At 71.0% G+C, this 21,685-nt stretch carries 22 protein-coding genes and 1 pseudogene; 8 read left to right on the top strand and 15 right to left on the bottom strand.

From position 1 onward, the window contains the following. Positions 1–248: 248 nt before the first annotated feature. On the top strand, positions 249–1,178 hold the full coding sequence (locus tag ACIA73_RS30040) for an IclR family transcriptional regulator (protein ID WP_399441965.1): 930 nt from the start codon (positions 249–251) through the stop codon (positions 1,176–1,178). Between the two features lie 60 nt (positions 1,179–1,238). Here ACIA73_RS30040 and ACIA73_RS30045 read toward each other — a convergent pair whose 3' ends face one another. The 9 genes from ACIA73_RS30045 to ACIA73_RS30085 all read right to left on the bottom strand — a co-directional run bounded on the left by ACIA73_RS30045 (position 1,239) and on the right by ACIA73_RS30085 (position 8,925). Then, complete coding sequence (locus tag ACIA73_RS30045) at positions 1,239–1,670, bottom strand: ribonuclease domain-containing protein (RefSeq protein WP_399441966.1); 432 nt, start codon at positions 1,668–1,670, stop codon at positions 1,239–1,241. Positions 1,671–1,781: 111 nt separating this feature from the next. Beyond that, positions 1,782–2,783 carry a 2Fe-2S iron-sulfur cluster-binding protein gene (locus tag ACIA73_RS30050; protein ID WP_399441968.1) on the bottom strand — a complete coding sequence of 334 codons (1,002 nt, stop codon included), beginning with the start codon at positions 2,781–2,783 and terminating at the stop codon, positions 1,782–1,784. Beyond that, a complete protein-coding gene (locus ACIA73_RS30055) occupies positions 2,780–3,013 on the bottom strand; it encodes a hypothetical protein (RefSeq protein ID WP_399441969.1) in 234 nt (77 codons plus the stop codon). The genes ACIA73_RS30050 and ACIA73_RS30055 overlap by 4 nt, the downstream gene beginning before the upstream one ends. Further along, positions 3,010–4,170, bottom strand: a complete 1,161-nt coding sequence (locus tag ACIA73_RS30060) for a Rieske 2Fe-2S domain-containing protein (RefSeq protein WP_399441970.1) — start codon at positions 4,168–4,170, stop codon at positions 3,010–3,012. The genes ACIA73_RS30055 and ACIA73_RS30060 overlap by 4 nt, the downstream gene beginning before the upstream one ends. A gap of 10 nt (positions 4,171–4,180) precedes the next feature. Beyond that, complete coding sequence (gene dmpG / locus ACIA73_RS30065; RefSeq protein WP_399441971.1) at positions 4,181–5,278, bottom strand: 4-hydroxy-2-oxovalerate aldolase; 1,098 nt, start codon at positions 5,276–5,278, stop codon at positions 4,181–4,183. After that, complete coding sequence (locus ACIA73_RS30070; protein ID WP_399441972.1) at positions 5,275–6,222, bottom strand: acetaldehyde dehydrogenase (acetylating); 948 nt, start codon at positions 6,220–6,222, stop codon at positions 5,275–5,277. Before ACIA73_RS30070 ends, dmpG begins: the two co-directional genes overlap by 4 nt. A 7-nt stretch (positions 6,223–6,229) precedes the next feature. Then, positions 6,230–7,012, bottom strand: a complete 783-nt coding sequence (locus ACIA73_RS30075) for a 2-keto-4-pentenoate hydratase (protein WP_399441973.1) — start codon at positions 7,010–7,012, stop codon at positions 6,230–6,232. A gap of 226 nt (positions 7,013–7,238) precedes the next feature. After that, a complete protein-coding gene (locus tag ACIA73_RS30080; RefSeq protein ID WP_399441974.1) occupies positions 7,239–8,159 on the bottom strand; it encodes an SDR family oxidoreductase in 921 nt (306 codons plus the stop codon). 1 nt (position 8,160) lies between these two features. Further along, positions 8,161–8,925 carry an SDR family oxidoreductase gene (locus tag ACIA73_RS30085; RefSeq protein ID WP_399441975.1) on the bottom strand — a complete coding sequence of 255 codons (765 nt, stop codon included), beginning with the start codon at positions 8,923–8,925 and terminating at the stop codon, positions 8,161–8,163. A gap of 67 nt (positions 8,926–8,992) precedes the next feature. On the opposite strand from ACIA73_RS30085, the gene ACIA73_RS30090 reads away from it, so the two are divergent. From ACIA73_RS30090 to ACIA73_RS30110, 5 genes are read left to right on the top strand one after another with little or no spacing between them, the layout of a single operon-like run. Next, on the top strand, positions 8,993–9,838 hold the full coding sequence (locus ACIA73_RS30090) for an enoyl-CoA hydratase family protein (RefSeq protein WP_399441976.1): 846 nt from the start codon (positions 8,993–8,995) through the stop codon (positions 9,836–9,838). Beyond that, complete coding sequence (locus tag ACIA73_RS30095) at positions 9,835–10,686, top strand: CoA transferase subunit A (RefSeq protein ID WP_399441977.1); 852 nt, start codon at positions 9,835–9,837, stop codon at positions 10,684–10,686. Before ACIA73_RS30090 ends, ACIA73_RS30095 begins: the two co-directional genes overlap by 4 nt. Then, the gene (locus ACIA73_RS30100) at positions 10,683–11,441 is read left to right on the top strand and encodes a CoA-transferase subunit beta (RefSeq protein WP_399441978.1); all 759 of its coding nucleotides are present in this window, start codon (positions 10,683–10,685) and stop codon (positions 11,439–11,441) included. The genes ACIA73_RS30095 and ACIA73_RS30100 overlap by 4 nt, the downstream gene beginning before the upstream one ends. Before the next feature lie 53 nt (positions 11,442–11,494). Beyond that, positions 11,495–12,562, top strand: coding sequence for an NAD(P)H-dependent flavin oxidoreductase (locus ACIA73_RS30105; protein WP_399442047.1), 1,068 nt, complete (start codon positions 11,495–11,497; stop codon positions 12,560–12,562). Between the two features lie 31 nt (positions 12,563–12,593). After that, positions 12,594–13,556: a tyrosine-protein phosphatase gene (locus ACIA73_RS30110; protein WP_399441979.1), complete on the top strand. Its 963-nt coding sequence runs from the start codon at positions 12,594–12,596 to the stop codon at positions 13,554–13,556. A gap of 133 nt (positions 13,557–13,689) precedes the next feature. On the opposite strand, the gene ACIA73_RS30115 is transcribed toward ACIA73_RS30110, so the two are convergent. Both ACIA73_RS30115 and ACIA73_RS30120 read right to left on the bottom strand, forming a co-directional pair. Continuing rightward, a complete protein-coding gene (locus ACIA73_RS30115; RefSeq protein WP_399441980.1) occupies positions 13,690–15,420 on the bottom strand; it encodes a DEAD/DEAH box helicase in 1,731 nt (576 codons plus the stop codon). A 126-nt stretch (positions 15,421–15,546) separates the two neighbouring features. After that, complete coding sequence (locus tag ACIA73_RS30120) at positions 15,547–15,750, bottom strand: cold-shock protein (protein ID WP_003969786.1); 204 nt, start codon at positions 15,748–15,750, stop codon at positions 15,547–15,549. Between the two features lie 379 nt (positions 15,751–16,129). Between ACIA73_RS30120 and ACIA73_RS30125 the strand changes: the two genes are divergently transcribed. Continuing rightward, positions 16,130–16,765, top strand: a complete 636-nt coding sequence (locus ACIA73_RS30125) for an SIMPL domain-containing protein (protein ID WP_399441981.1) — start codon at positions 16,130–16,132, stop codon at positions 16,763–16,765. Between the two features lie 125 nt (positions 16,766–16,890). Here ACIA73_RS30125 and ACIA73_RS30130 read toward each other — a convergent pair whose 3' ends face one another. Genes ACIA73_RS30130 through ACIA73_RS30145 form a run of 4 tightly spaced genes read right to left on the bottom strand, consistent with a single transcriptional unit; the run spans position 16,891 to position 20,655 of the window. Continuing rightward, on the bottom strand, positions 16,891–18,048 hold the full coding sequence (locus ACIA73_RS30130; RefSeq protein WP_399441982.1) for an acetyl-CoA C-acetyltransferase: 1,158 nt from the start codon (positions 18,046–18,048) through the stop codon (positions 16,891–16,893). Between the two features lie 28 nt (positions 18,049–18,076). Continuing rightward, complete coding sequence (locus ACIA73_RS30135) at positions 18,077–18,694, bottom strand: TetR/AcrR family transcriptional regulator (protein ID WP_399441983.1); 618 nt, start codon at positions 18,692–18,694, stop codon at positions 18,077–18,079. 33 nt (positions 18,695–18,727) lie between these two features. Next, a complete protein-coding gene (locus tag ACIA73_RS30140) occupies positions 18,728–19,510 on the bottom strand; it encodes an SDR family oxidoreductase (RefSeq protein ID WP_399441984.1) in 783 nt (260 codons plus the stop codon). After that, the gene (locus ACIA73_RS30145; RefSeq protein WP_399441985.1) at positions 19,507–20,655 is read right to left on the bottom strand and encodes an acyl-CoA dehydrogenase family protein; all 1,149 of its coding nucleotides are present in this window, start codon (positions 20,653–20,655) and stop codon (positions 19,507–19,509) included. The genes ACIA73_RS30140 and ACIA73_RS30145 overlap by 4 nt, the downstream gene beginning before the upstream one ends. 49 nt (positions 20,656–20,704) lie before the next feature. Between ACIA73_RS30145 and ACIA73_RS30150 the strand changes: the two are divergent. Then, a pseudogene (locus tag ACIA73_RS30150) lies at positions 20,705–21,568 on the top strand (enoyl-CoA hydratase); the annotation flags it as partial. Positions 21,569–21,685 lie beyond the last annotated feature (117 nt).

The raw sequence follows: 21,685 nt of genomic DNA on the forward strand, positions 1-21,685 counted from the left end.
AGGGCTGTACGTGCTCCGGGCTGAGCGGTGGCAGGAACGTACGCCCGCGCTGTTCGGCCGCGAAATACCGGATTCCCACTGAGCGGGAAGGGGCTCCGCGACCCCCCACCGTATTCCGAAACGAAATACCTCAGTACGACCCCTTCCCCCGCCCCGACCCCCGTGACAAGGTCACCCCAAGGCCGCAGCTGTGTCCGCAATGTCGCGGATGCGCACCGCACACAGGGGTTCTTCTCATGACTGATCTCATGCCTGAACAGATCACGCTCGCGGAGATGATGGCACGTGCCACCAGCGAGCCCGCGGCGGGCGGTCACGCCCCTCTGTCACTCCTCGAAAAGGCCGCCAAGGTGCTCGGCGCCTTCGACGGCGCGGAACCACGCCTCTCGCTGACCGAGGTGGTACGCCGTTCCGGCATCCCCCGCTCCTCCGCGCACCGCATCCTCGACCAACTGGTCGGCCTGCGCTGGCTGGACCGCGAGGGCCGCGACTACCGGATGGGCATGCGGATGCTGGAGCTGGGCGCGCTCGCCTCGCACCACAACCGGCTGCGCCGCGCCGCCCTCCCGTTGCTGCACGCCCTGCACGAGCAGACCGGGCACCTGGTCCACCTCGCCGTCCCGGACGGCACCGAGGTGGTCTATCTGGAACGGATCGGCGGCCTCGACGACCGCAGCGTCCCCTCCCGCGTCGGCGGCAGGATGCCCGCCTACTGCACCGGCGCCGGCAAGGCCGTCCTGGCCTTCGGCGAACCGGACGCCGCCGAGCGGGTCATCGCCGCGGGACTGCGCCCGCGCACCCCCTCCACGCTCATCCGCCCGGTCTCGCTGCGCTCGGAACTGGCAGCGGTGCGCGACCGGGGCATCGCCTTCGACCACGAGGAGAGCTTCCGGGGCGTCGTCTGCGTGGCGGCCCCGCTGCGTGGCGCGGGCCGGGCGATCGCCGCGATCTCCCTGTCCTGCAAGGGCGGTGGCACCGCCCGGCGCGAACTCGAAAGGCTCGCCCCCGCGGTGCTCTCCTGCTCGCGCGCGGTCTGGCGCGAACTGTACGGTCCCGGCCGCGCCCGCACCCGTCACGCGGCAGCCACCCCGCCCGCGCCCGTCGCTCAGCAGCCCCGGATCTCGGAGCAGGCGATGGACAACATGATGGGGTGGCTGGGCCGCAGCGAGTGGATGTGACCGGTCCGGTCCGAGGCGACCTGAACGGGCCCCTCAGCAGCCGTACTTCACCAGACTGTCTCAGCAGCCGTACTTCACCAGACTGAACGACTTGTAGTGGTCACCGGTGTAGTAGTCCTCCTGCGCCTTGTCGCCGGTCACGATGCGCCTGGCGCCGCGCGTCGGCGCGCCCGGGGTGACGACCGTGTACTCGTGGTAGTAGCCGTTGGTCTGGCTCGGCAGGATGCCCTCGCGGTTCTTGAAGACGGTCCCGTCCTGTTCGTACGGGAAGGGTCCGCCCTTCTCGATGAGGCCGAGGGTGTCGTGCGCCTGGGGCGGCAGCTCGGAGTGGCAGATCTCGCCGACGGCGGCGATCTGGACCACCGCGACCTGGTTCACCGCGACCTGGGCCACGGGAGCAGAGGCGGGGGCGGCGACCGCGCCCCCGGCGAGGAGTGCGGTCGCGAGGGTGGCGGCGGAGCCGATGACGGCGATTCGTGGGGGGATTCGCATGCCCCCATTGATGCGCGTAGAACGCGTCGGGGTCAACGCCAACTCCCGCGAATTCCCCGTACGTTCACCTCCTCCGCAGCCTCCTCGCAGACCCCCTCCGCCACTCCCCCACTACTCGTAGCTGATCTCCACCCGCGCGCTCAACGGCACCGTCTGACAGGCCAGGACGTACCCGTCGGCCATGTCCTCCTCGTCCAGTACGTCGTTGCGCAGCATCTTCACCTCGCCGGAGACCACCCGGCAGCAGCACGCGCTGCACGCGCCCTCCCGGCAGGAGAACGGCGCGTCGACACCGGCCGCGAGCAGGGTGTCGAGCAGCGGGACCTCCGCCGCCCAGCCGACCTCCCGCCTCTCCCCGTCGAGCGTCACCTCCGCCGTGTGCGCGGCCCGGGCACCACCGGCTGCGGCGACCGCCACCGGATCCCGGTCGAAGACGTCGTCGGCGAGCGAGAAGTACTTCTCCCGCGACACCGTGCGCGCGCCGGCCGAACGCAGGGCCTGTTCCGCCGCGTCCATCAGCGGCCCCGGCCCGCACAGATAGGCGTCCCGGCCGGCGTACGGGGCCAGTACCGCGCACAGCATCTTCGCGGTGGGCAGCCCCTGCAAGGTTTCCAGCCAGTGCACGACGGAGAGCCGCCCGGGGTACGTCTCGGCGAGCCCCCACAGTTCGTCGCGGAAGATCACCGACCCCTGGTCGCGGTTGGCGTACAGCAGCGCCACCTTGCCCCGCCCGGCCGCGAGCACCGACTTGAGGATCGACAGCACCGGCGTGATGCCGCTGCCACCGGCCACCAGGACCACATCGCGGTCGAGGTCGCGTGGGGTGAAGGTGCCGGCCGGGACGAGCACCTCCAGCTCGTCACCGGCCGCCACCTGTCCGCAGACCCAGCCGGAGCCGAGCCCGCCGGCCACCCTCTTCACCGTGACCTTCATGGGCTCCCCGGTGTGCGGGGAACTGGCGAGCGAGTAGCAGCGGGCGGCCCCGCCGGGCACCCGCAGGGTCAGGAACTGCCCCGGTTTGTAAGGGAGTTGGGCGTCCAGCACCAGCGACACCGCGTCGTCCGTCTCCGGTAGGACCTCGGCGACGCGCACCTTCACCGACGTACCGCTCACGACGGTCCACCCACTTCCAGCAGCCCGCTCGCGACCGCCGCGTCGATGCTGCCGCGCAGCGCCTCGCAGGAACGCACCCGGGCGCTCGGCTCACCGGCGGCGACCCCGGCCCGGATCCGCGGGCAGACCTCGGCGGCCTCGTCGGTCCACTGGATCTGGGTGTGGGCGGGGCTGAACTTCTCGCACAGGACCTCATTCCCACAGGTCCCGCACGCGACCGCGCGCCTCACGAACCTGCTGCCGCGATGTTCGCCCCGGCCTCCGCCCGCCAGGCCTCGTTGGCGCGGGTGGTGTCGATCTCGAACTCGAAGCGCCGGACCATCTCGTCCTTGACGTCGGCGGCGTTTACGTAGAACTGCTCGTACCAGCGGCGCAGTTGGTAGACCGGGCCATCCTCCTCGGTGAGCAGCGGGTTGTCGATCCGGGTCTTGTTCTTCCAGATCTCGACGTCCTGCTCGAAGCCGACCGCGAGGCCCTCGGAGGTGGCCTGCGCGGCTGCGGCGGCCATCTCGTCGCTCATGCCGGGGAGCTTCCTGACGATCGCCCCGTACATCAGCATGAAGCTGTTCTCGTCGATCGGGTAGTGGCAGTTGATCAGCACGGACTCCATTTCGACGCCGCCGCCCACGTCGGCCCACAGCTTGTCGATCATGTAGGAGGGGCCGTGGTAGGAGGCGTCGGAGCGCAGCCCGCCGGTGGCGGAGAGGGTGCCCAGATCGATGTCGGGGCGCGGCGAGGACTCCATGTACTGGGTGGCGACGTGCCCGTCGAAGACGTTCTTGAAGTACTCGGGAAACGCGTAGTGCACATAGTAGAAGTGCGCCATGTCGACGACGTTGTCCACGATTTCGCGGCAGTTGGAGTTGTCGACGCGCAGCTGGTTCCAGGACCAGTCGCTCCACTCGCCGGCGTCGGGGCCGTGGACGCCCTCGATCTCGGGGATGGTGACGTCGTCGGTGGGTTTGCTGCCCTCCGGGTCGTTCCAGACGTAGAGCTGCCTGTTGCGCTCCAGAGTGGCCCAGGCGCGGGTCTTGGCGCGCGGGGGAACCCGGCGGGCGTAGGGGATGCCCGCGCACCTGCCGTCGCCGGCCCAGCGCCAGTCGTGGAACGGGCAGGCCACCGCGTCGCCCTTGACGGTGCCGTGGGCCAGGTTGCCGCCCATGTGCGGGCAGTAGGCGTTGAGGACGTGGAGTGCGCCGTCGTCCTCGCCCTGGAAGACGACCAGCTTGGTGCCGAAGGCCTGGATCTCGTGCGGCCGGCCGTCCTTGAAGGTGTCGGCGAGGCCCACGCAGTGCCAGCCGCGGGCGAAGCGGGTGGGCGGCGCCGCCGCTTCGATGACGCGGACCTCCTCGGCCGGCGCGGTCGCTCCGGTCTGCTGAACAGACATGGTCTTCCCCCTAGTTGGTGCGCGAGTCGGTGCGTGAATCGGTGGGCAGGTCGGTGCGCGTGGCGGGATACGGCCGACCGGATTCCGCGGCGAGTTCCACCGCGATGTCGATCAGTTGGTCCTCCTGGCCTCCGACGAGTCGCCGCTGCCCGGCGCGCAGGAGGATCTCGGCGCCGGAGACGCCGTAGCGCCCGGCCTGCCGGTCGGCGTGCTTGAGGAAGCTGGAGTAGACCCCGGCGTGGCCCATCAGCAGGCTCATCCGGTCGAGCAGGCACTCCTCGTCCATCACGGGCCGGACCACGTCCTCGGCCGCGTCGATGATCTTGAGTACGTCGATGCCGGTGCGAAGGCCCATCTTCTGGCAGACGGCGGCGAACGCCTCGACGGGGGTGTTCCCCGCCCCCGCGCCGAGCCTCCTCGTCGACCCGTCGATCTGGAGCGCCCCGGCGCGCACGGCGGCGACCGAGTTGCCCACCCCGAGCCCGAGGTTCTCGTGTCCGTGGAAGCCGACCTGGGCGTCCTCGCCGAGCTCGGCGACCAGTGCGCCCACCCGGCCGGTGACGTCGTCCATGACCATCGCACCGGCCGAGTCGACGACGTACACGCACTGGCAGCCGGCATCGGCCATGATCCGCGCCTGCCCGGCGAGGGTCTCGGGCGTCGTCGAGTGGGCCATCATCAGGAACCCGACGGTCTCCAGCCCCCTCTCCCGCGCCAGCCCGAAGTGCTGGACGGAGATGTCGGCCTCGGTGCAGTGGGTGGCGATCCGGCATACACGCGCCCCGTTCCCGTGCGCCTCTCGGATGTCGTCCTTCACCCCCAGCCCCGGCAGCATCAGGAAGGCGATCTTCGCCCGCTGTGCCGTATCGACGGCGATCTTGATGAGTTCCTGCTCGGGCGTCCCTGAGAACCCGTAGTTGAACGAGGACCCGCCGAGCCCGTCGCCGTGCGCGACCTCGATGACGGGGACACCCGCGCCGTCCAGCGCGCCGACGATGTTCCGCACGTCCGCACCGGTGAACCGGTGCCGCTTGGCGTGCGAGCCGTCCCGCAGGGAGGAGTCGGTGATCCTGATGTCCCAGGTGTCCGAGTACGTCTGGCGGCTCACGCCTTCATCCCCTTCGCGAACTCCTCGCCGACCTTGGTGGCGGCGGCGGTCATGATGTCGAGGTTTCCGGCGTACGGCGGCAGGAAGTCGCCCGCGCCCTCCACCTCCAGGAAGATCGCCACCCGGGCCATTCCCTCGTGCGTCGCCGTGGGACCCCCGTTGTCCGCGCGATGCCGCGACCGTGCGGACGGCTGGTCGAACTGCGGCTCGGCGCGCAGCCGGTAGCCCGGTACGTACGTCGCGACGTCGGCGGCCACCTGCTTGACCGACGCGATGATCGCCTCGCGGTCGGCGTCCTCGGGGATCGCGCAGAACACCGTGTCGCGCATGATGACCGGCGGGTCGGCCGGGTTGAGGATGATGATCGCCTTGCCGCGTGCGGCGCCGCCGATCTCCTCGATGCCGCGCGCGGTGGTGCGGGTGAACTCGTCGATGTTGGCGCGGGTGCCGGGTCCGGCGGACACGGAGGCGACCGACGCGACGATCTCCGCGTAGGCCACCGGCACGACCCGCGACACGGCGTACACCATCGGGATGGTCGCCTGGCCACCGCAGGTGATCATGTTGACGTTGTCCTGGTCGAGGTGCGCGCTGAGATTCGCCGGTGGGACGACGGCGGGGCCGACGGCTGCGGGGGTCAGGTCGACCGCCTTGATGCCGAGTTCGGCGTAGCGCGGGGCATTGGCCCGGTGGACGTGGGCGGAGGTCGCCTCGAAGACGATGTCCGGCTTCTCGTGCTGCGCCAGCAGCCGGTCCACCCCTTCGTGGCCGGCCTCGACGCCCAGCTTCCGGGCGCGTGCGAGCCCTTCGCTCCGCGGGTCGACACCGATCATCCAGCGCGGCTCGATGTGGGCGGAGCGCCGGAGCTTGTAGAGGAGGTCGGTTCCGATGTTGCCGGAGCCGACGATGGCGGCGGTCGCCTTCTTGACAGCCTTGACGGTCATACGTACCTCAGCAGAAGGAGAGAGAGACGGAGCCGAGCCCGGCGAACTCGGCGGTGTACGTCCGCCCGGCGGTGACGTCCACGGCCCGGGTGCAGGATCCGGGCAGCACCAGGTGCCCCTTCTTCAGGGGCACCCCGAACCGTGCGACGGTCCGTGCCAGCCAGGCCACGGCCTCGGCCGGATCACCGAGTACGGCGTCCCCGCGCCCCTCGGCGAGCAGTTCGCCGCCGCTGGACAGCCGGGCCTCGACGCCCAAGAGGTCGAGTGCGCGCGGGTCGCGGCCCTCCCCGGTCACGTAACCGGCGGAGGAGGCGTTGTCGGCGATGGTGTCGGCGATGCGGATCCGCCAGTCGCGCACCCGGCTGTCGATCAACTCCAGTGCGGGGACGACGCGTTCGGTGGCGTCCAGTACGTCGGCGACGGTGCAGCCCGCACCGGGCAGGTCGTCGCCGAGTACGAAGCCGATCTCGACCTCGACGCGTGGCGCGCAGTACCTGGCGGCGGGCACCGGCCGGTCCGGGTGCAGCTCCATGTCGTCGAGCAGATGTCCGTAGTCGGGCTCGTCGACGCCCATCATGCGCTGCATGACGCGCGAGGAGAGCCCGACCTTGTGTCCGGTGACGAGGGCTCCGGCGGTGGTGCGGTGGGCGATGTTGAGGAGCTGGATCCCGTAGGCGTCCTCGGCGTCGATGCCGGGGAACGTCTCGGTCAGCGGCGCGACGGGCGTGCGCCCGTGCTCGGCGGAGCGCAGCAGCTCCGCCGCCTCCTGCCTCCGGCGTGCGGTGAGCATCGGGCTCCTCCAGGGGCGGGGACTCGGGGTGGACGGTGCCCGAGGCTAAATCCCTGCGGGAGCACCCGGGGAGAGCCACTTCCCGCTGAGTGGGAAACGGCACGACACCCACCGCCCACGCCTCCGGCCGCTTGCCCCACGGCCCCTACGGACGAAGCGTTCACCGTCCTCACCCCGGCACCGGACAGCACCGGGACCCAGCGAGCCGCCCGCCCGGCGCGGGCGGCTACCCCGCCGCCCCGTACACCGGCTGCGGCGGCAATGCCTCGCCCAGGAGCTTGCGGGCGGATTCGCCCGCCTCCGCCGGGGTCCAGCGGGAGCCCTTGTCGGCCGTCGGGCCCGGGCGCCAGCCCTCCATGACCGTGATCCGGCCCGCCTCGGCCTCGAAGACGCGACCCGTCACGCCCTCGGAGGCGGCCGAGCCCAGCCAGACGACCAGGGGCGAGACGTTCTCGGGGGCCATCGCGTCGAAGGCTCCCTCGCCCGGTGCGGCCATCGTCTCGGCGAAGGTCTGCTCGGTCATACGGGTGCGGGCGGCCGGGGCGAGGGCGTTGACCTGGACGCCGTAACGGCCCATCTCGGCGGCGGCGACCAGCGTCAGACCGATGATGCCCGCCTTGGCAGCCGAGTAGTTGCCCTGGCCGACGCTGCCCAACAGGCCTGCTCCGGAGCTGGTGTTGATGATGCGGGCGGCGCGCGGGCGGCCCGCCTTGGCCTCGGCGCGCCAGTACGCCGCCGCGTGCTTCAGCGGGAGGAAGTGGCCCTTGAGGTGGACACGCATGACGGCGTCCCAGTCGTCCTCGTCGAGGTTGACGAGCATCCGGTCGCGGAGGAACCCGGCGTTGTTGACCAGGGTGTCCAGGGCGCCGAAGGTCGCGACCGCCGTGGCCACCAGCGAGGCGGCACCCTCGCTGGTGGCGATGTCGCCGCCGTGCGCGACCGCCTCGCCGCCCCGCGCGCGGATCTCCTCGGCCACCTCCTGGGCGGGCCCGCCCGACACGCCCGCCCCCTGCGCGCTCACCCCGAGGTCGTTGACCACGATCTTCGCGCCCTCGGCCGCGAAGGCCAGCGCATGGGCGCGGCCCAGCCCCCGGCCGGCGCCGGTGATCGCCACGACCCGTCCCGCACAGAGCAGTTGCTCGCTCATCTCAGACCTCCTTGTTGACATTTGCCGCATCGAGAAAGGCGGGGCGCTCGCCGCCGCCGTGGACCAGGAGCGAGGCTCCGGTGATGTACGCGGCCTTTGGCGAGGCCAGGAAGACCGCCGCGTCGCCGATGTCGGAGGGCTCGGCCAGCCGTCCGGCCGGGACGGTGCGGCCGACCGCCGCGATGCCGTCCTGGTCGCCGTAGTGCAGAGGGGAGAGTTCGGTCCGCACCATGCCCAGGACGAGGGTGTTGATCCGTACCTCCGGGGCCCATTCCACCGCCATCGAGCGGGCCAGGTTCTCCAGCCCCGCCTTGGCCGCCCCGTAGGCCGCCGTTCCGGGCGAGGGCCGGGCACCGCTCACACTGCCGATCATCACGATCGATCCGCGCGACTCCCGCAGATGCCTCAGCGCGGCCAGCGAGGCGGTCATCGGTGCCACCAGGTTCAGCGCCACCACCCGCGCGTGCTGCGCGGCCGCACCCTCACCGAGGAGCCGGTACGGCGTGCCGCCCGCGTTGTTGACCAGGACGTCCAGCCGCCCGAGATCGGCCACCACCCGGGCGAAGAACTCCTCCACCGCCTCGGCGTCGCGCAGGTCGACGGCCCTGAACCCGGCCGTGCGGCCGTCCAGTTCGACCGGTTCCTCCGGTGGCCTGCGCGCGCAGACGACGACCTGCGCGCCCGCCGCGAGAAAGGCCCGCGCGATGCCCGCGCCGACCCCCCGGGTGCCACCCGTGACGACGACTACCCTCCCGTCGAGTTCCATTCGCTGCTACCTTCCTGACACAACACGCACCTAACAAATGTTTGGTGGAAAGGTAGCTGATCCGCTCATGGGTGTCTCCACCTCCAACCCCTCCGGTTCCCACAAGGGCATCGCCGTCGTCACCGTCGACTTTCCGCCGGTCAACGCGCTGCCCGTGCAGGGCTGGTACGACCTGGCCGACGCGGTCCGCGCCGCGGGCCGCGACCCGGACGTACGCTGCGTCGTCCTCACCACCCCCGCCGGCTCGCGCGGCTTCAACGCGGGCGTGGACATCAAGGAGATGCAGCGCGAGACCGCTTCCGGCGGCGGTCACCAGGCCCTGATCGGTGCCAACAGCGGCTGCGCCGAGGCCTTCGCGGCCGTGTACGAGTGCGAGGTCCCGGTCGTCGCCGCGGTCGCCGGATTCTGTCTGGGCGGCGGCATCGGCCTGGTCGGCAACGCGGACGCCATCGTCGCCTCCGACGACGCCACCTTCGGCCTCCCCGAGCTGGACCGGGGCGCCCTCGGCGCCGCCACCCACCTCTCGCGGCTGGTCCCGCAGCACCTGATGCGTGCGCTGTACTACACCTCGCGGACCGCCACCGCCCAGGAGCTGCACCACCACGGCTCGGTCTGGAAGGTCGTCCCGCGCACCGAACTCCTGGACGCCGCGATGGAGTTGGCGCACGAGATCGCCCGGAAGGATCCCCATCTGATCCGCCTCGCCAAGGCCGCCATCAACGGCATCGACCCCGTGGACGTACGGCGCAGCTACCGCTTCGAGCAGGGCTTCACCTTCGAGGCCAACCTCAGCGGCACCGCCGACCGGGTCCGCTCCGCCTTCGGCCGCACAGCCGGCGGCGAGGAGAGCGCCACCGGGAAGAGCACCACCGGGAAAAGCGCCAGCGCGAAGAGCAAGGAGAACCCGGCATGACCGACAAGACGATGACCCCGCAAGACGTCGTCCAGCGGCTGCGCAGCGGCATGACGATCGGCATCGGCGGCTGGGGCTCACGCCGCAAGCCGATGGCCCTGGTCAGGGCGATCCTGCGGAGCGAGCTGACCGATCTGACCGTCGTCTCGTACGGCGGCCCCGACGTCGGCCTGCTCGCCGCTGCCGGGAAGGTCCGCAAGGTGGTCACCGCGTTCGCCACGCTGGACACCATCGCCCTGGAGCCGCACTTCCGCACCGCCCGCCAGTCCGGCGCCCTCGAACTGACCGAGGTGGACGAGGCGATGTTCATGTGGGGGCTGCACGCCGCCGCGAACCGCCTTCCCTTCCTCCCGGTGCGCGCGGGCATCGGCTCCGACGTGATGCGGGTCAACCCGGGTCTGCGGACGGTCACTTCGCCGTACGAGGACGGCGAGACCTTCGTCGCGATGCCCGCCCTGCGGCTGGACGCGGCCCTGGTCCACATGAACCGCTGCGACCGGCTCGGCAACGGCCAGTACCTGGGCCCCGACCCGTACTTCGACGACCTCTTCTGCGAGGCCGCCGACGAGGCCTACGTCTCCTGCGAACGGATCGTCGACACCGCCGAGCTGACCAAGGAGGCGGCGCCGCAGTCCCTGCTGCTCAACCGGACCTCCGTCACCGGCGTCGTCGAGACGCCCAACGGCGCCCACTTCACCACCTGCACCCCCGACTACGGGCGCGACGAGGCCTTCCAGAAGCTCTACGCGAGCACCCCCTGGCCCGAGTTCGCCGCGCGCTTCCTGAACGGCGACGACGAGGCGGCGTACCAGAGCGCCGTGAAGACCTGGCACGAGGAGCAGAGTTGAGTACCTCCACCACCCCCGCGGCAAGCACCGTCACCCGCGCCGAGTACTGCGTGATCGCCTGCGCCGAGGCTTGGCGCGACAACGGCGAGGTGCTGGCCAGCCCGATGGGCCTGATCCCCGGCATCGGCGCCCGGCTCGCCAAGCGCACCTTCGCCCCCGACCTGCTGCTCACCGACGGCGAGGCGCTGATCGTCGGCCTGGACGGCACGACGGAGGGCTGGCTTCCGTACCGCCGGCACCTGACCATGGTGACCGGCGGCAAGCGGCACGTGATGATGGGCGCCAGCCAGATCGACCGGTTCGGCAACCAGAACATCTCCTGCATCGGCGACTGGCAGCAGCCCACCCGCCAGCTGCTCGGCGTCCGCGGCGCCCCGGTCAACTCCCTGAACAATCCCACCAGTTACTGGGTCCCCAAGCACTCCACCCGGGTCTTCGTCGACAAGGTCGACATGATCTGCGGGGTGGGTTACGACAGCGCCGCAGCGGCCGGCCCCGCGGCCACCCGCTACCACCGGCTTCCCCGGGTGGTCAGCAACCTCGGGGCCTTCGACTTCGAGACCCCCGACCACTCGATGCGGCTGGCGTCCCTGCACCCGGGCGTCACCGTGGACGAGGTCCGCGAGGCCACCGGCTTCACCCTCGCGATCGCCGACGACGTGCCGTACACCCGCGAGCCGACCGCCGAGGAGCTGCATCTGATCCGCGAGGTCGTGGACCCCACGGGCACCCGCGACCGCGAGGTGAAGCCGTGAGCGAACCCGCCGCCGCGCCCCGGGCCGTGAGCGAACCCGCCGCCGCGCCCCGGATGGAGACGGCCCTGACCAGGCTGGTCGGCATCCAGCACCCCGTGGTCCAGACCGGGATGGGCTGGGTGGCGGGCCCCCGGCTGGTCTCCGCGACCGCCAACGCGGGCGCGCTGGGCATCCTCGCCTCCGCGACGATGACCGTCGAGCAGCTGCGCCTCGCGGTGCGCGAGGTCAGGTCCCGTACCGACAAGCCCTTCGGGGTCAATCTGCGGGCGGACGCCGGGGACGCCCGTGACCGGGTACGGATCATCATTGACGAGGGTGTGAAGGTGGCCTCCTTCGCGCTGGCCCCGTCCCGCGAGCTGATCGCCGAGCTCAAGGACGCCGGGGTGGTCGTGGTCCCGTCCATCGGGGCGCGGCGGCACGCCGAGAAGGTCGCGGCCTGGGGTGCGGACGCGGTGATCGTGCAGGGCGGCGAGGGCGGCGGCCACACCGGTGAGGTGGCAACCACCGTGCTGCTCCCCCAGGTTGTCGACTCGGTCGACATCCCGGTGATCGCGGCCGGCGGCTTCCACGACGGACGCGGTCTGATCGCCGCCCTCGCGTACGGCGCGGCCGGGATCGCCATGGGCACCCGCTTCCTGCTCACCTCCGACTCGACGGTGCCGGACGCGGTGAAGGCGAAGTACCTGGCGGCGACGGTGAAGGACGTCACCGTCACGACCGCCGTCGACGGACTCCCGCACCGGATGCTCCGCTCGGAGCTGGTGGAGGCCCTGGAGCGGTCCGGGCGGGCGAGGGCGCTGGCGCAGGCGGTGGTGCGCGCGGCGTCCTTCAAGAAGATCTCCGGGCTCGGCTGGTCGCAGATGGTCCGCGACGGGCTCGCCATGAAGCACGGCAAGAGTTTGTCCTGGAGTCAGGTCCTGTTGGCCGCCAACACCCCCATGTTGCTGAAGGCTTCGATGGTCGACGGCCGCACCGACCTCGGCGTCATGGCGTCGGGGCAGGTGGCGGGTCTGATCGAGGATCTGCCGAGCTGCGCCGAACTAGTGGCACGTGTCATGGCTGAGGCCGAAGCCGCACTCGGAGAGCTGCACGCGCTCCACACCCTGCCCACACCAGGGTGACATCCGCTCACACCAAAGGGAGTTGACCTCCATGAGCCGCAACCGAGTACGACTGGCCGCAGGCGCGGCCGTGAGCGCCCTGGCGCTCGGCGCGCTGCCCGGCACGGCCGTCGCCGAGGCACCCTCGCACAGCGCCGCCGTCTCCGCGCACCGCCCCGGGAACGGACACGGCCACGGCCACGGCCACCAACACGGCAGCACGATCCGGCAGATTCCCCTCCAGGGCGCGGTCAACGTCCGCGACCTGGGCGGCTACCGCACGTACGGCGGCGACACCGTCAAGTACGGCGCGGTCTACCGGGCGGACGCCCTCGGCAAGCTCACCGACGCCGACCTGGGGACCCTCGCGGGACTGCGGCTGGGCAAGGTCGTCGACTACCGGGTGCCGGTCGAGATCCAGTACGACGGCCAGGACAGGCTGCCCGCCGGACTCTCCGTCACCGCCCGCCCGGTCAACGACAGCGGCCTGTACGGGCAGATGATGGCGGCCATCGCCACCAGGGACCCGGTGCAGCAGGATGCGGCGCTCGGCGGGACGAAGGGCGCCGACCTGATGAAGAAGGTGTACGGGACGCTGATCAGCGACCCGGCGAACACGGCGCAGTTCGCGGCGACCTTCCAGGACATCGCCCGCAGCTCCACACGCTCCGCGGTCCTCTTCCACTGCACCTCGGGAAAGGACCGCACCGGCTGGACGAGCTATGTGCTGCTGCGCGCGCTCGGCGTCCCCGAGCAGACGGCCCGCCGCGACTACCTGGCGTCGAACACGATCAGGGCGGCCGCCGACAAGAGGGTCCGTGACGGTCTGAAGCAGGCCGGGATGATGCAGAACCCGGACCTCCTCATCCCCCTCCAGGAGGTGCGTGACGAGTACCTGGACACGGCCCTCGCGGAGGTGAAGAAGCGCTACGGCTCCCTGAACGGGTACCTGAAGAAGGGCCTGGGCGTGGACGCCCGCACCCTGGCCAAGCTCCAGGACCGCCTGGTCGACTGACGTGCCGGGGGCCGGCCGACCTGCCCGATGACGGCTGACCTGCCCGGGAGCGGCCGACCTTCCCGGGCACAGCGAAAAGCGGCCGGGCCCGATCTTCTCGGGCCCGGCCGCTTCACTGCTTGGGTGCTACTGCTCAGGCAGCGGTACGGCGGCCTCCCTGGCCACCGCCCTGCCGGCGCTGGCCCTGCCCCTGGCCCGCACCCGCTCGGGACTGGCCGCCACCGGCACGGGACTGCCCGCCCCCGGCACGCGACTGGCCGCCACCGCGGGACTGGCCCTGGCCGCCACCGGCCCCGGCGCCGCCACCGGCGCGCGCGGGACGCCCGCCCGTGCCCGTACCGGAACCGCCACCGGCGGGAGCGCCGCCGCCACTGCCACCACGGCGGCCGCGCGTCCGGCTGCGGCCGTCGGAGGAGGCGGAACCCGCCCCACCGCGGCTGCCGCCGGAGGGACGCCGCTTCGCGGGCTGCTGCTGGACCGCCACCGGCACCTCGACGACGACCGCGACACCGGACGGCTCGCGCGCGCCGGTGATCGAGGACAGTTCCTCGTCGGTGGACTTCACCCGGGCGGTGCGCGGAGCGATGCCGGCGTCGCTCATCAGCCGGGTCATCTCCCGCTTCTCCTCGGGGAGCACCAGCGTGACGACGCTGCCGGACTCACCGGCGCGCGCGGTACGGCCACCGCGGTGCAGGTAGTCCTTGTGGTCGGTCGGCGGGTCCACGTTCACGACCAGGTCCAGGTCGTCCACGTGGATGCCACGGGCCGCGACATTGGTCGCCACCAGCGCGGTGACCTGCCCGTTCTTGAACTGCTCCAGGGTGCGGTTGCGCTGCGGCTGCGAACGGCCGCCGTGCAGCGCGGCCGCGTACACACCGGCGGCGAGCAGCCGCTTGGCGAAGCGGTCGGCCGCGCGCTTGGTGTCCACGAACATGATCACGCGACCCTCGCGGGCGGCGATCCGGGCCGCGACGGCCTTCTTCTCGGTCTCGTCCATGACGTAGAGCACGTGGTGCTCCATCGTCGTGACGGCGCCCGCGGACGGGTCCACCGAGTGCACGACCGGGTCGGTCAGGAACATCTTGACGAGCTTGTCGATGTTCTTGTCCAGCGTGGCGGAGAACAGCATCCGCTGCCCGCCCGGCTCGACCTGCTTGAGCAGCCCGACGACCTGCGGCATGAAGCCCATGTCGGCCATCTGGTCGGCCTCGTCGAGAACGGTGATGGCGACCTGGTCCAGGCGCGCGTCACCCCGCTCGATGAGGTCCTTCAGCCGGCCGGGGGTGGCCACCAGGATCTCGGCGCCACGGCGCAGCGCGTTGGACTGCTTGGTGATCGACATGCCGCCGACGACCGTGGTCAGACGCAGATTGACGGCCGTGGCGTACGGCGTCAGCGCGTCCGTGACCTGCTGCGCGAGCTCACGCGTCGGGACCAGGACCAGCGCGAGCGGCGCGTGCGGCTCGGAGCGGCGGCCCGCGGTACGGGCCAGCATCGCCAGACCGAAGGCGAGCGTCTTGCCCGAACCCGTACGGCCGCGGCCGAGGATGTCGCGACCGGCGAGCGAGTTGGGGAGCGTCGCACCCTGGATCGGGAACGGCTCCGTCACCCCCTGCGCGGTGAGCGTCTTCAGGAGAGCGGCAGGCATGTCCAGCGCTTCGAAAGCCTCGACCGACGGCAGCGCGGGGGTGATGGTCTCCGGCAGAGCGAATTCACCCGTGGGCGGCGTGGACCGGCGGGCGGGGCCCTTGCCGGAATTCTTCGTCGAAGCCTTGCCGCGGCCCCGGGACGGGGCGGCACTCGACGGTCGGTTGCGCGCCGGACGGCCGGTGCGCTCGGAGGAGGATCGTTCGAAACGGGTCATGCAGTAATTGCCTTCTTCCTGGGGGAGGGCCATGAGGCGGCCCCGGCACAGCTTGCGAACACAACACAAGCCGGGGCCCGCACCTTCACGGTGCGGGCCCCGGCAGGGAGGTTCGCGTCCGGGCGATTAGGCCGGGACGATGTTCTCCGCCTGCGGGCCCTTCTGGCCCTGCGTGACGTCGAAGGAAACCTTCTGGCCTTCCTGGAGCTCACGGAAGCCCGAGGTGGCGATGTTGGAGTAGTGGGCGAAGACGTCGGCGCCGCCGCCGTCCTGCTCAATGAAGCCGAAGCCCTTTTCCGAGTTGAACCACTTCACGGTGCCAGTAGCCATTTTGTATCTCCTAAAACAGGGGCAGAGCCGGAAATCCGCACTTTACGAATTCCTCGTCGCCGCAATGACCCCATCCGGAGAGCCGGTAAACGGCAAAGACCGGAAAAAAACAAATGTGCACCTGCCGAAGTTCTCGTCAGGCGCACATAAAGTTCATGGGTACCAAAACTGCAACTCGGCTACCGTAGCACGCCCCCGCGGGAGGCGCGCGGGGGAACGTTCCCGGCCGGACGCCGTATGGCCCGTCACCCCTTTCATGCCGCCACCGATGGCGGTCGCGCCACCGCCGGAGCCGATGACCGGGGCGTCCGTCACTGCGCCCCAACTCATGTTCAGTTCCTGCCTGTTGAAGACCGCCTGCCGGTGGTTCAATCCGGGGATGAGCCGAGAGATCAAAGAGCCCTGGGGCCTCAGCGTGTTCGGTGCGGGCAGCATCAAGGTCGCGCCGCAACTGGTACGGATCAGGCTGGCGATCGACGTACTGGAACCGACCGCCGGCAAGGCGTTCACGGAGGCGAACACGGCGGTGAGCCTGCTGCGCGAGACCCTGCGGCGCTACGGGATACCGGACGCGTCGGTGTCCGGGTCGCATCTGGTGCTGCGCTCGGAACACGATCACACCCGCAAGTTCCTGGGGTACCGCTGCGAGGCGGCGTACATCGTGGAGACGACGGAGATCGACCGCCTCCAGGAACTGCTGGTGGACACGGTGGACGCGGGCGCGAACCGGGTCGACGACGTCGCCTTCGACGTACGGGACAAGCAGGCGATCCGTGACGAGGCACGCCGCAAGGCGGTGGAGGCGGCCCGTCGCAAGGCAGAGGTGTACGCACAGGCCGCGGGCGTCTCGCTGGGCCCCGTGATCCACATCCAGGACGTGGATCCGGAGGCCTACGAATTCAGCAGCTACCGGGGCCACGGAAGCGCGACGGGCGCGGGTACGGAGTCGGACCTGGCTCCGGGGATGGTGGAGGTGCAGGCGGGCGTGGTGCTGGGATTCGCGGTGGGGAGGTAGGCGAATGCCACCGCCCGGGGGCCGGGGCCGGGACGGAGCTCCGGTGCGCGGGGCCGTGGCGGTCGCCGGTGAGGCGCCGGCCGCTGGACGCGCCCACGGCGGGCCCGCCCCCACCGCGCCCGCCCCTACAGACGCTCGATGATCGTCACGTTCGCCTGGCCGCCGCCCTCGCACATGGTCTGGAGGCCGTAGCGGCCGCCCGTGCGCTCCAGTTCGTGCAGGAGGGTGGTCATCAGCTTGACGCCGGTGGCGCCCAGCGGGTGGCCGAGGGCGATGGCGCCGCCGTTGACGTTGACCCGGTCGGGGTCGGCGCCGGTCTCCTTCAGCCAGGCCAGGGCGACCGGGGCGAAGGCCTCGTTGATCTCCACCAGGTCGATGTCGTGAATCGACATGCCGGTCTTCTTGAGGGCATGGGCGGTCGCGGGGATGGGCGCGGACAGCATCCGGATCGGGTCCTCGCCGCGGACCGACAGGTGGTGGATGCGGGCGCGCGGGGTCAGCCCGTGCTCGCGGACCGCGCGCTCGGAGGCGATCAGCATGGCCGCCGCGCCGTCGGAGACCTGCGAGGAGCAGGCGGCAGTGATGGTGCCGCCCTCCATGACCGGCTTGAGGCCGGCCATCTTCTCCAGGGTGGTGTCGCGGCGCGGCCCCTCGTCCACCGTCACGTCGCCGTAGGCGGCCGTCTCGCGGGCGAAGCGGCCCTCGTCGATGGCCCGCAGCGCCCGCTGGTGAGAGCGCAGGGCGAACTCCTCCATGTCGCGGCGGGAGATTCCCCACTTCTCGGCGATCAGCTGGGCGCCGTGGAACTGGTTGACCGGGGCGTCCTTGTAGCGGGCGCGCCAGCCTTCGGAGCCGAGGTAGGGGCCGTCGGTGAGGCCGAGGGGTTCGGCGGCCTGGCGGGAGGCGAAGGCGATGGGGATCATCGTCATGTTCTGGGTGCCGCCGGCGACGACCAGGTCCTGGGTGCCGGACAGGACGCCCTGGGCGGCGAAGTGGACAGCCTGCTGGGAGGAGCCGCACTGGCGGTCGATGGTCACGCCGGGCACCTCCTCGGGGAGTCCGGCCGCCAGCCACGACGTACGGGCGATGTCTCCGGCCTGGGGTCCGACCGTGTCCAGGCAGCCGAAGACGACGTCCTCGACCGCGCCGGGGTCGATTCCGGAGCGCTCGACGAGCGCCTTCAGGACGTGGGCGCCGAGGTCGGCCGGGTGGACGGCGCCGAGGCCGCCCTTCCGCCGGCCGACCGGGGTGCGTACCGCATCGACTATGTAGGCCTCGGCCATGACGAACTCCTCTTATTCCATAAGGGACTTACTCGGTACGTACGGCAATGCCGTCCAGCACCATCGACAGGTACTGACGGGCGATCTCCTCGGGGCTGTGCTGCCCGCCGGGCCGGTACCAGGACGCCGCGACCCACACCGTGTCGCGCACGAAGCGGTAGGTGAGCCGGATGTCGAGGTCGTCCCGGAAGGCCCCGTCGGCGACCCCGCGCTCCAGCGTGCCGAGCCAGGCCTTCTCGAACTTGGTCTGCGAGTCGGCGAGGTAGTGGAAGCGGGGCTGGGCGGAGAGGTGGCGGGACTCCTTCTGGTAGATGGCGACCGCGGCGCGGTGCCGGTCGATCTCCCGGAAGGACTCGGTGACCAGGGCCTCGATGGTCTCCCTGGGGTCGAGCGAGGAGGCGAGTACGGCGTCGTACCCCTCCCACAGCTCGGTCAGGAAGGACGAGAGGATCTCGTCGAGCATCGATTCCTTGGAGTCGAAGTGGTAGTAGAGGCTGCCGGCGAGCATGCCGGCCGCGTCGGCGATCTTGCGGACGGTGGTGGCGTTGTACCCCTGCGCGGCGAAGACCTCGGCTGCGGTGTCGAGGAGTTCGCGGCGGCGCTGGGGGGACGCGGTCACCTGGGGCTTCTTCTTGGTGGGAGGCACGCGCCCATTGTCCGGCAGGGCCCGAAAGGGGCCTCACGCATGCTGGCTGCTGACCGGGACCGTTTCCCCGGTCATGTAGGAGGAGTAGCCGCTGGCCAGGAAGACGATGACATTGGCGATCTCCCACGGCTCGGCGTACCGGCCGAAGGCCTCGCGTGCGGTGAGTTCTTCCAGGAGTTCGGGGGTGGTGACCTTCACCAGGTGCGGGTGCATGGCGAGGCTGGGGGCGACCGCGTTGACACGTACGCCGAACTCGGCCGCCTCGACGGCCGCGCACCGGGTGAGTGCCATGACACCCGCCTTGGCGGCGGCGTAGTGGGCCTGCCCGGCCTGGGCGCGCCAGCCGATGACGGAGGCGTTGTTGACGATGACTCCCCGGCCCGCGGGCCGCATGGCGCGCAGGGCGGCGCGGGTGCAGCGGAAGGTGCCGTTCAGGGTGACGTCGAGGACCTTGGACCACTGGTCGTCGGTCATGTCGACGAGGTGCGCGGTGCCGCCGAGACCGGCGTTGTTGACGACGACGTCGAGTCCGCCGTGGGTCTGCTCGGCGAGTGCGAAGAGTGCCTGGACCTGGGTCTCGTCGGTGACGTCGCAGGGCAGGGAGGCGACCCGGTCCGCCCCGAACTCCTCGGCGAGCGCGGCCTGCGACTCCTTGAGGCGGCGGGCGTGTGCGTCACTGATGACGATCCGCGCCCCCTCCTGGAGGAACTTCCGCGCGGTGGCCCCGCCGATACCCGCGCCGGCCGCCGCGGTGATGACGGCGGTACGCCCGTCCAGCAGGCCGTGCCCCAACACGTACTCGGGTGCGGCGCTCATGTCCTGGTCCCCTTCGCTTCCCTGGGCAGACCGAGCTCGCGCTCGGCGATGATGTTGCGCTGGATCTCGTCCGAGCCCGCGTAGAGGGTGTCGGCGCGCGAGAAGAGGAACAGCCGTTGCCAGTCGTCGAGTTCGTACGGCGCGGACTCGGCCACCAGTGAGGCGGCGCCGCGCACCTCCATGGCCAGTTCGCCGAGGTCACGGTGCCAGGTCGCCCAGTAGAGCTTGGCCACCGAGGGGGACACGTCGCCGCGCTGGAAGTGCGCACGCATGACCTCCAGGCCGGTCCAGGCGCGGACGAGGCGGTCCTGGACGAGGGGGTCGGACAGGGCGCCGTTGCGCCGGGCCACCTCCACCAGAGCGTCCAGCTCTCGTGTGAATCCCACCTGCTGGCCGAGGGTCGAGACACCGCGCTCGAAGCCGAGAGTGGCCATCGCGATGCGCCAGCCGTCGCCTGCCTCGCCGACGACATGGGCGGCGTCGGCGCGCGCGTCGTCGAAGAAGACCTCGTTGAACTCGCTGGTGCCGGTGAGCTGGACGATGGGCCTGACCTCGACACCCGGCTGATCCATGGGGACCAGGAGGTAGGAGAGACCCGAGTGGCGGCTGCTGCCGGGTTCGGTGCGGGCGACCACGAAGCACCACTGGGATTCGTGGGCGAGCGAGGTCCAGATCTTCTGGCCGTTCACCACCCAGCCGTCCTGCGAAGGGGAAGCCCTGGTACGTACGTTGGCGAGGTCGGATCCCGCGTCCGGCTCGCTGTACCCCTGGCACCACAGTTCCTCGACCGCGACGATCGGGGGCAGGAAGCGGTCCTTCTGCCGCTGGGTCCCGTACGCGATCAGGGTCGGCCCGAGCAGCTGCTCACCGATGTGATTGACCCGGGCGGGGGCGTTGGCGAGGGCGTACTCCTCGTGGAAGGCGATCTGTTCCCCGATGCTCGCGCCGCGGCCTCCGTACTCCTTGGGCCAGCCGATGCAGGTCCAGCCGTGGGCGGCCATGTGCCGTTCCCAGGCGAGGCGTTCGGCGAAAACCTCGTGCTCCCGGCCCGGACCGCCGCGGCCCACCAGATCCGCGAACTCACCGCGGAGGTTGGCCTGCAACCAGGTCCGAACCTCGGTGCGGAACTCCTCGACGCTGCTCATGGCCGTACGTTAACCTACCAAACACTTGTTAGGGAAGGATGGTTCCGCCATGACGGCCGACACAGCCGTGACGCCCGAGACCGCTGCCGGTGAGCCCGTTCTGTACGCGCGCCGGGGCCCGGTCGCGTATGTGACCCTCAACCGCCCCCGCTACCGCAACGCCCAGAACTCCGCGATGACCTACGCCCTCGACGCCGCCCTCTACCAAGCCTCGGAGGACAACGAGGTCAAGGTGATCGTGCTGGCCGGCGCGGGCGAGCACTTCTCCGCCGGGCACGACATCGGCACCCCCGAGCGCGACGCCCACCTCCCCTTCGAGCGGAGGGCGGGCCTGTGGTGGGACCACTCGGACAAGGCGGGCGCGGAGAGCCGGTTCGCCCGTGAGTCCGAGGTGTATCTGGGGATGTGCCGGCGCTGGCGCGAACTGCCGAAGCCGGTGGTGGCCTCGGTGCAGGGGGCGTGCGTGGCGGGCGGGCTGATGCTCGCCTGGGTGTGCGACCTGATCGTCGCCTCCGACGACGCGTTCTTCGCCGATCCGGTCGTACGGATGGGGATACCCGGCGTGGAGTACTTCGCGCACCCGTGGGTGATGCCGCCACGCATCGCCAAGGAGTTCCTCTTCACCGGCGACCGGATGAGCGCCCGGCGCGCGTACGAGGTCGGAATGGTGAACCGGGTGGTACAGCGGGCCGAACTCGCTGACAGGACAAGGGAGTTGGCGGAACGTATCGCCGAGATGCCGCGCCTGGGCCTCGCCCTCACCAAGCGCGCCGTCAACCAGGCGGAGGACCTCCAGGGCCTGCACACCGGCATGGACTCGGTCTTCGGCCTGCACCACCTGGCACACGCGCACAACGCGGAGACGGCGAAGGACTCGCTGGGAGGGATGGATGTGGCGGCCATGAAGAAGTCGGCTCGGGGGGAGCCCGGGGCCCGGGAGGGGGCTGAGGTGCGTGAGAAGTCCCGGACGCAGGGACAGTCCCGGACGCAGGAGCAACCCGGGGCGCAGGAGCAGCCCGGGACGCAGGAG

It is taken from the genome of Streptomyces sp. NPDC051561 (assembly GCF_044454195.1).
Taxonomy (GTDB): Bacteria; Actinomycetota; Actinomycetes; order Streptomycetales; family Streptomycetaceae; genus Streptomyces.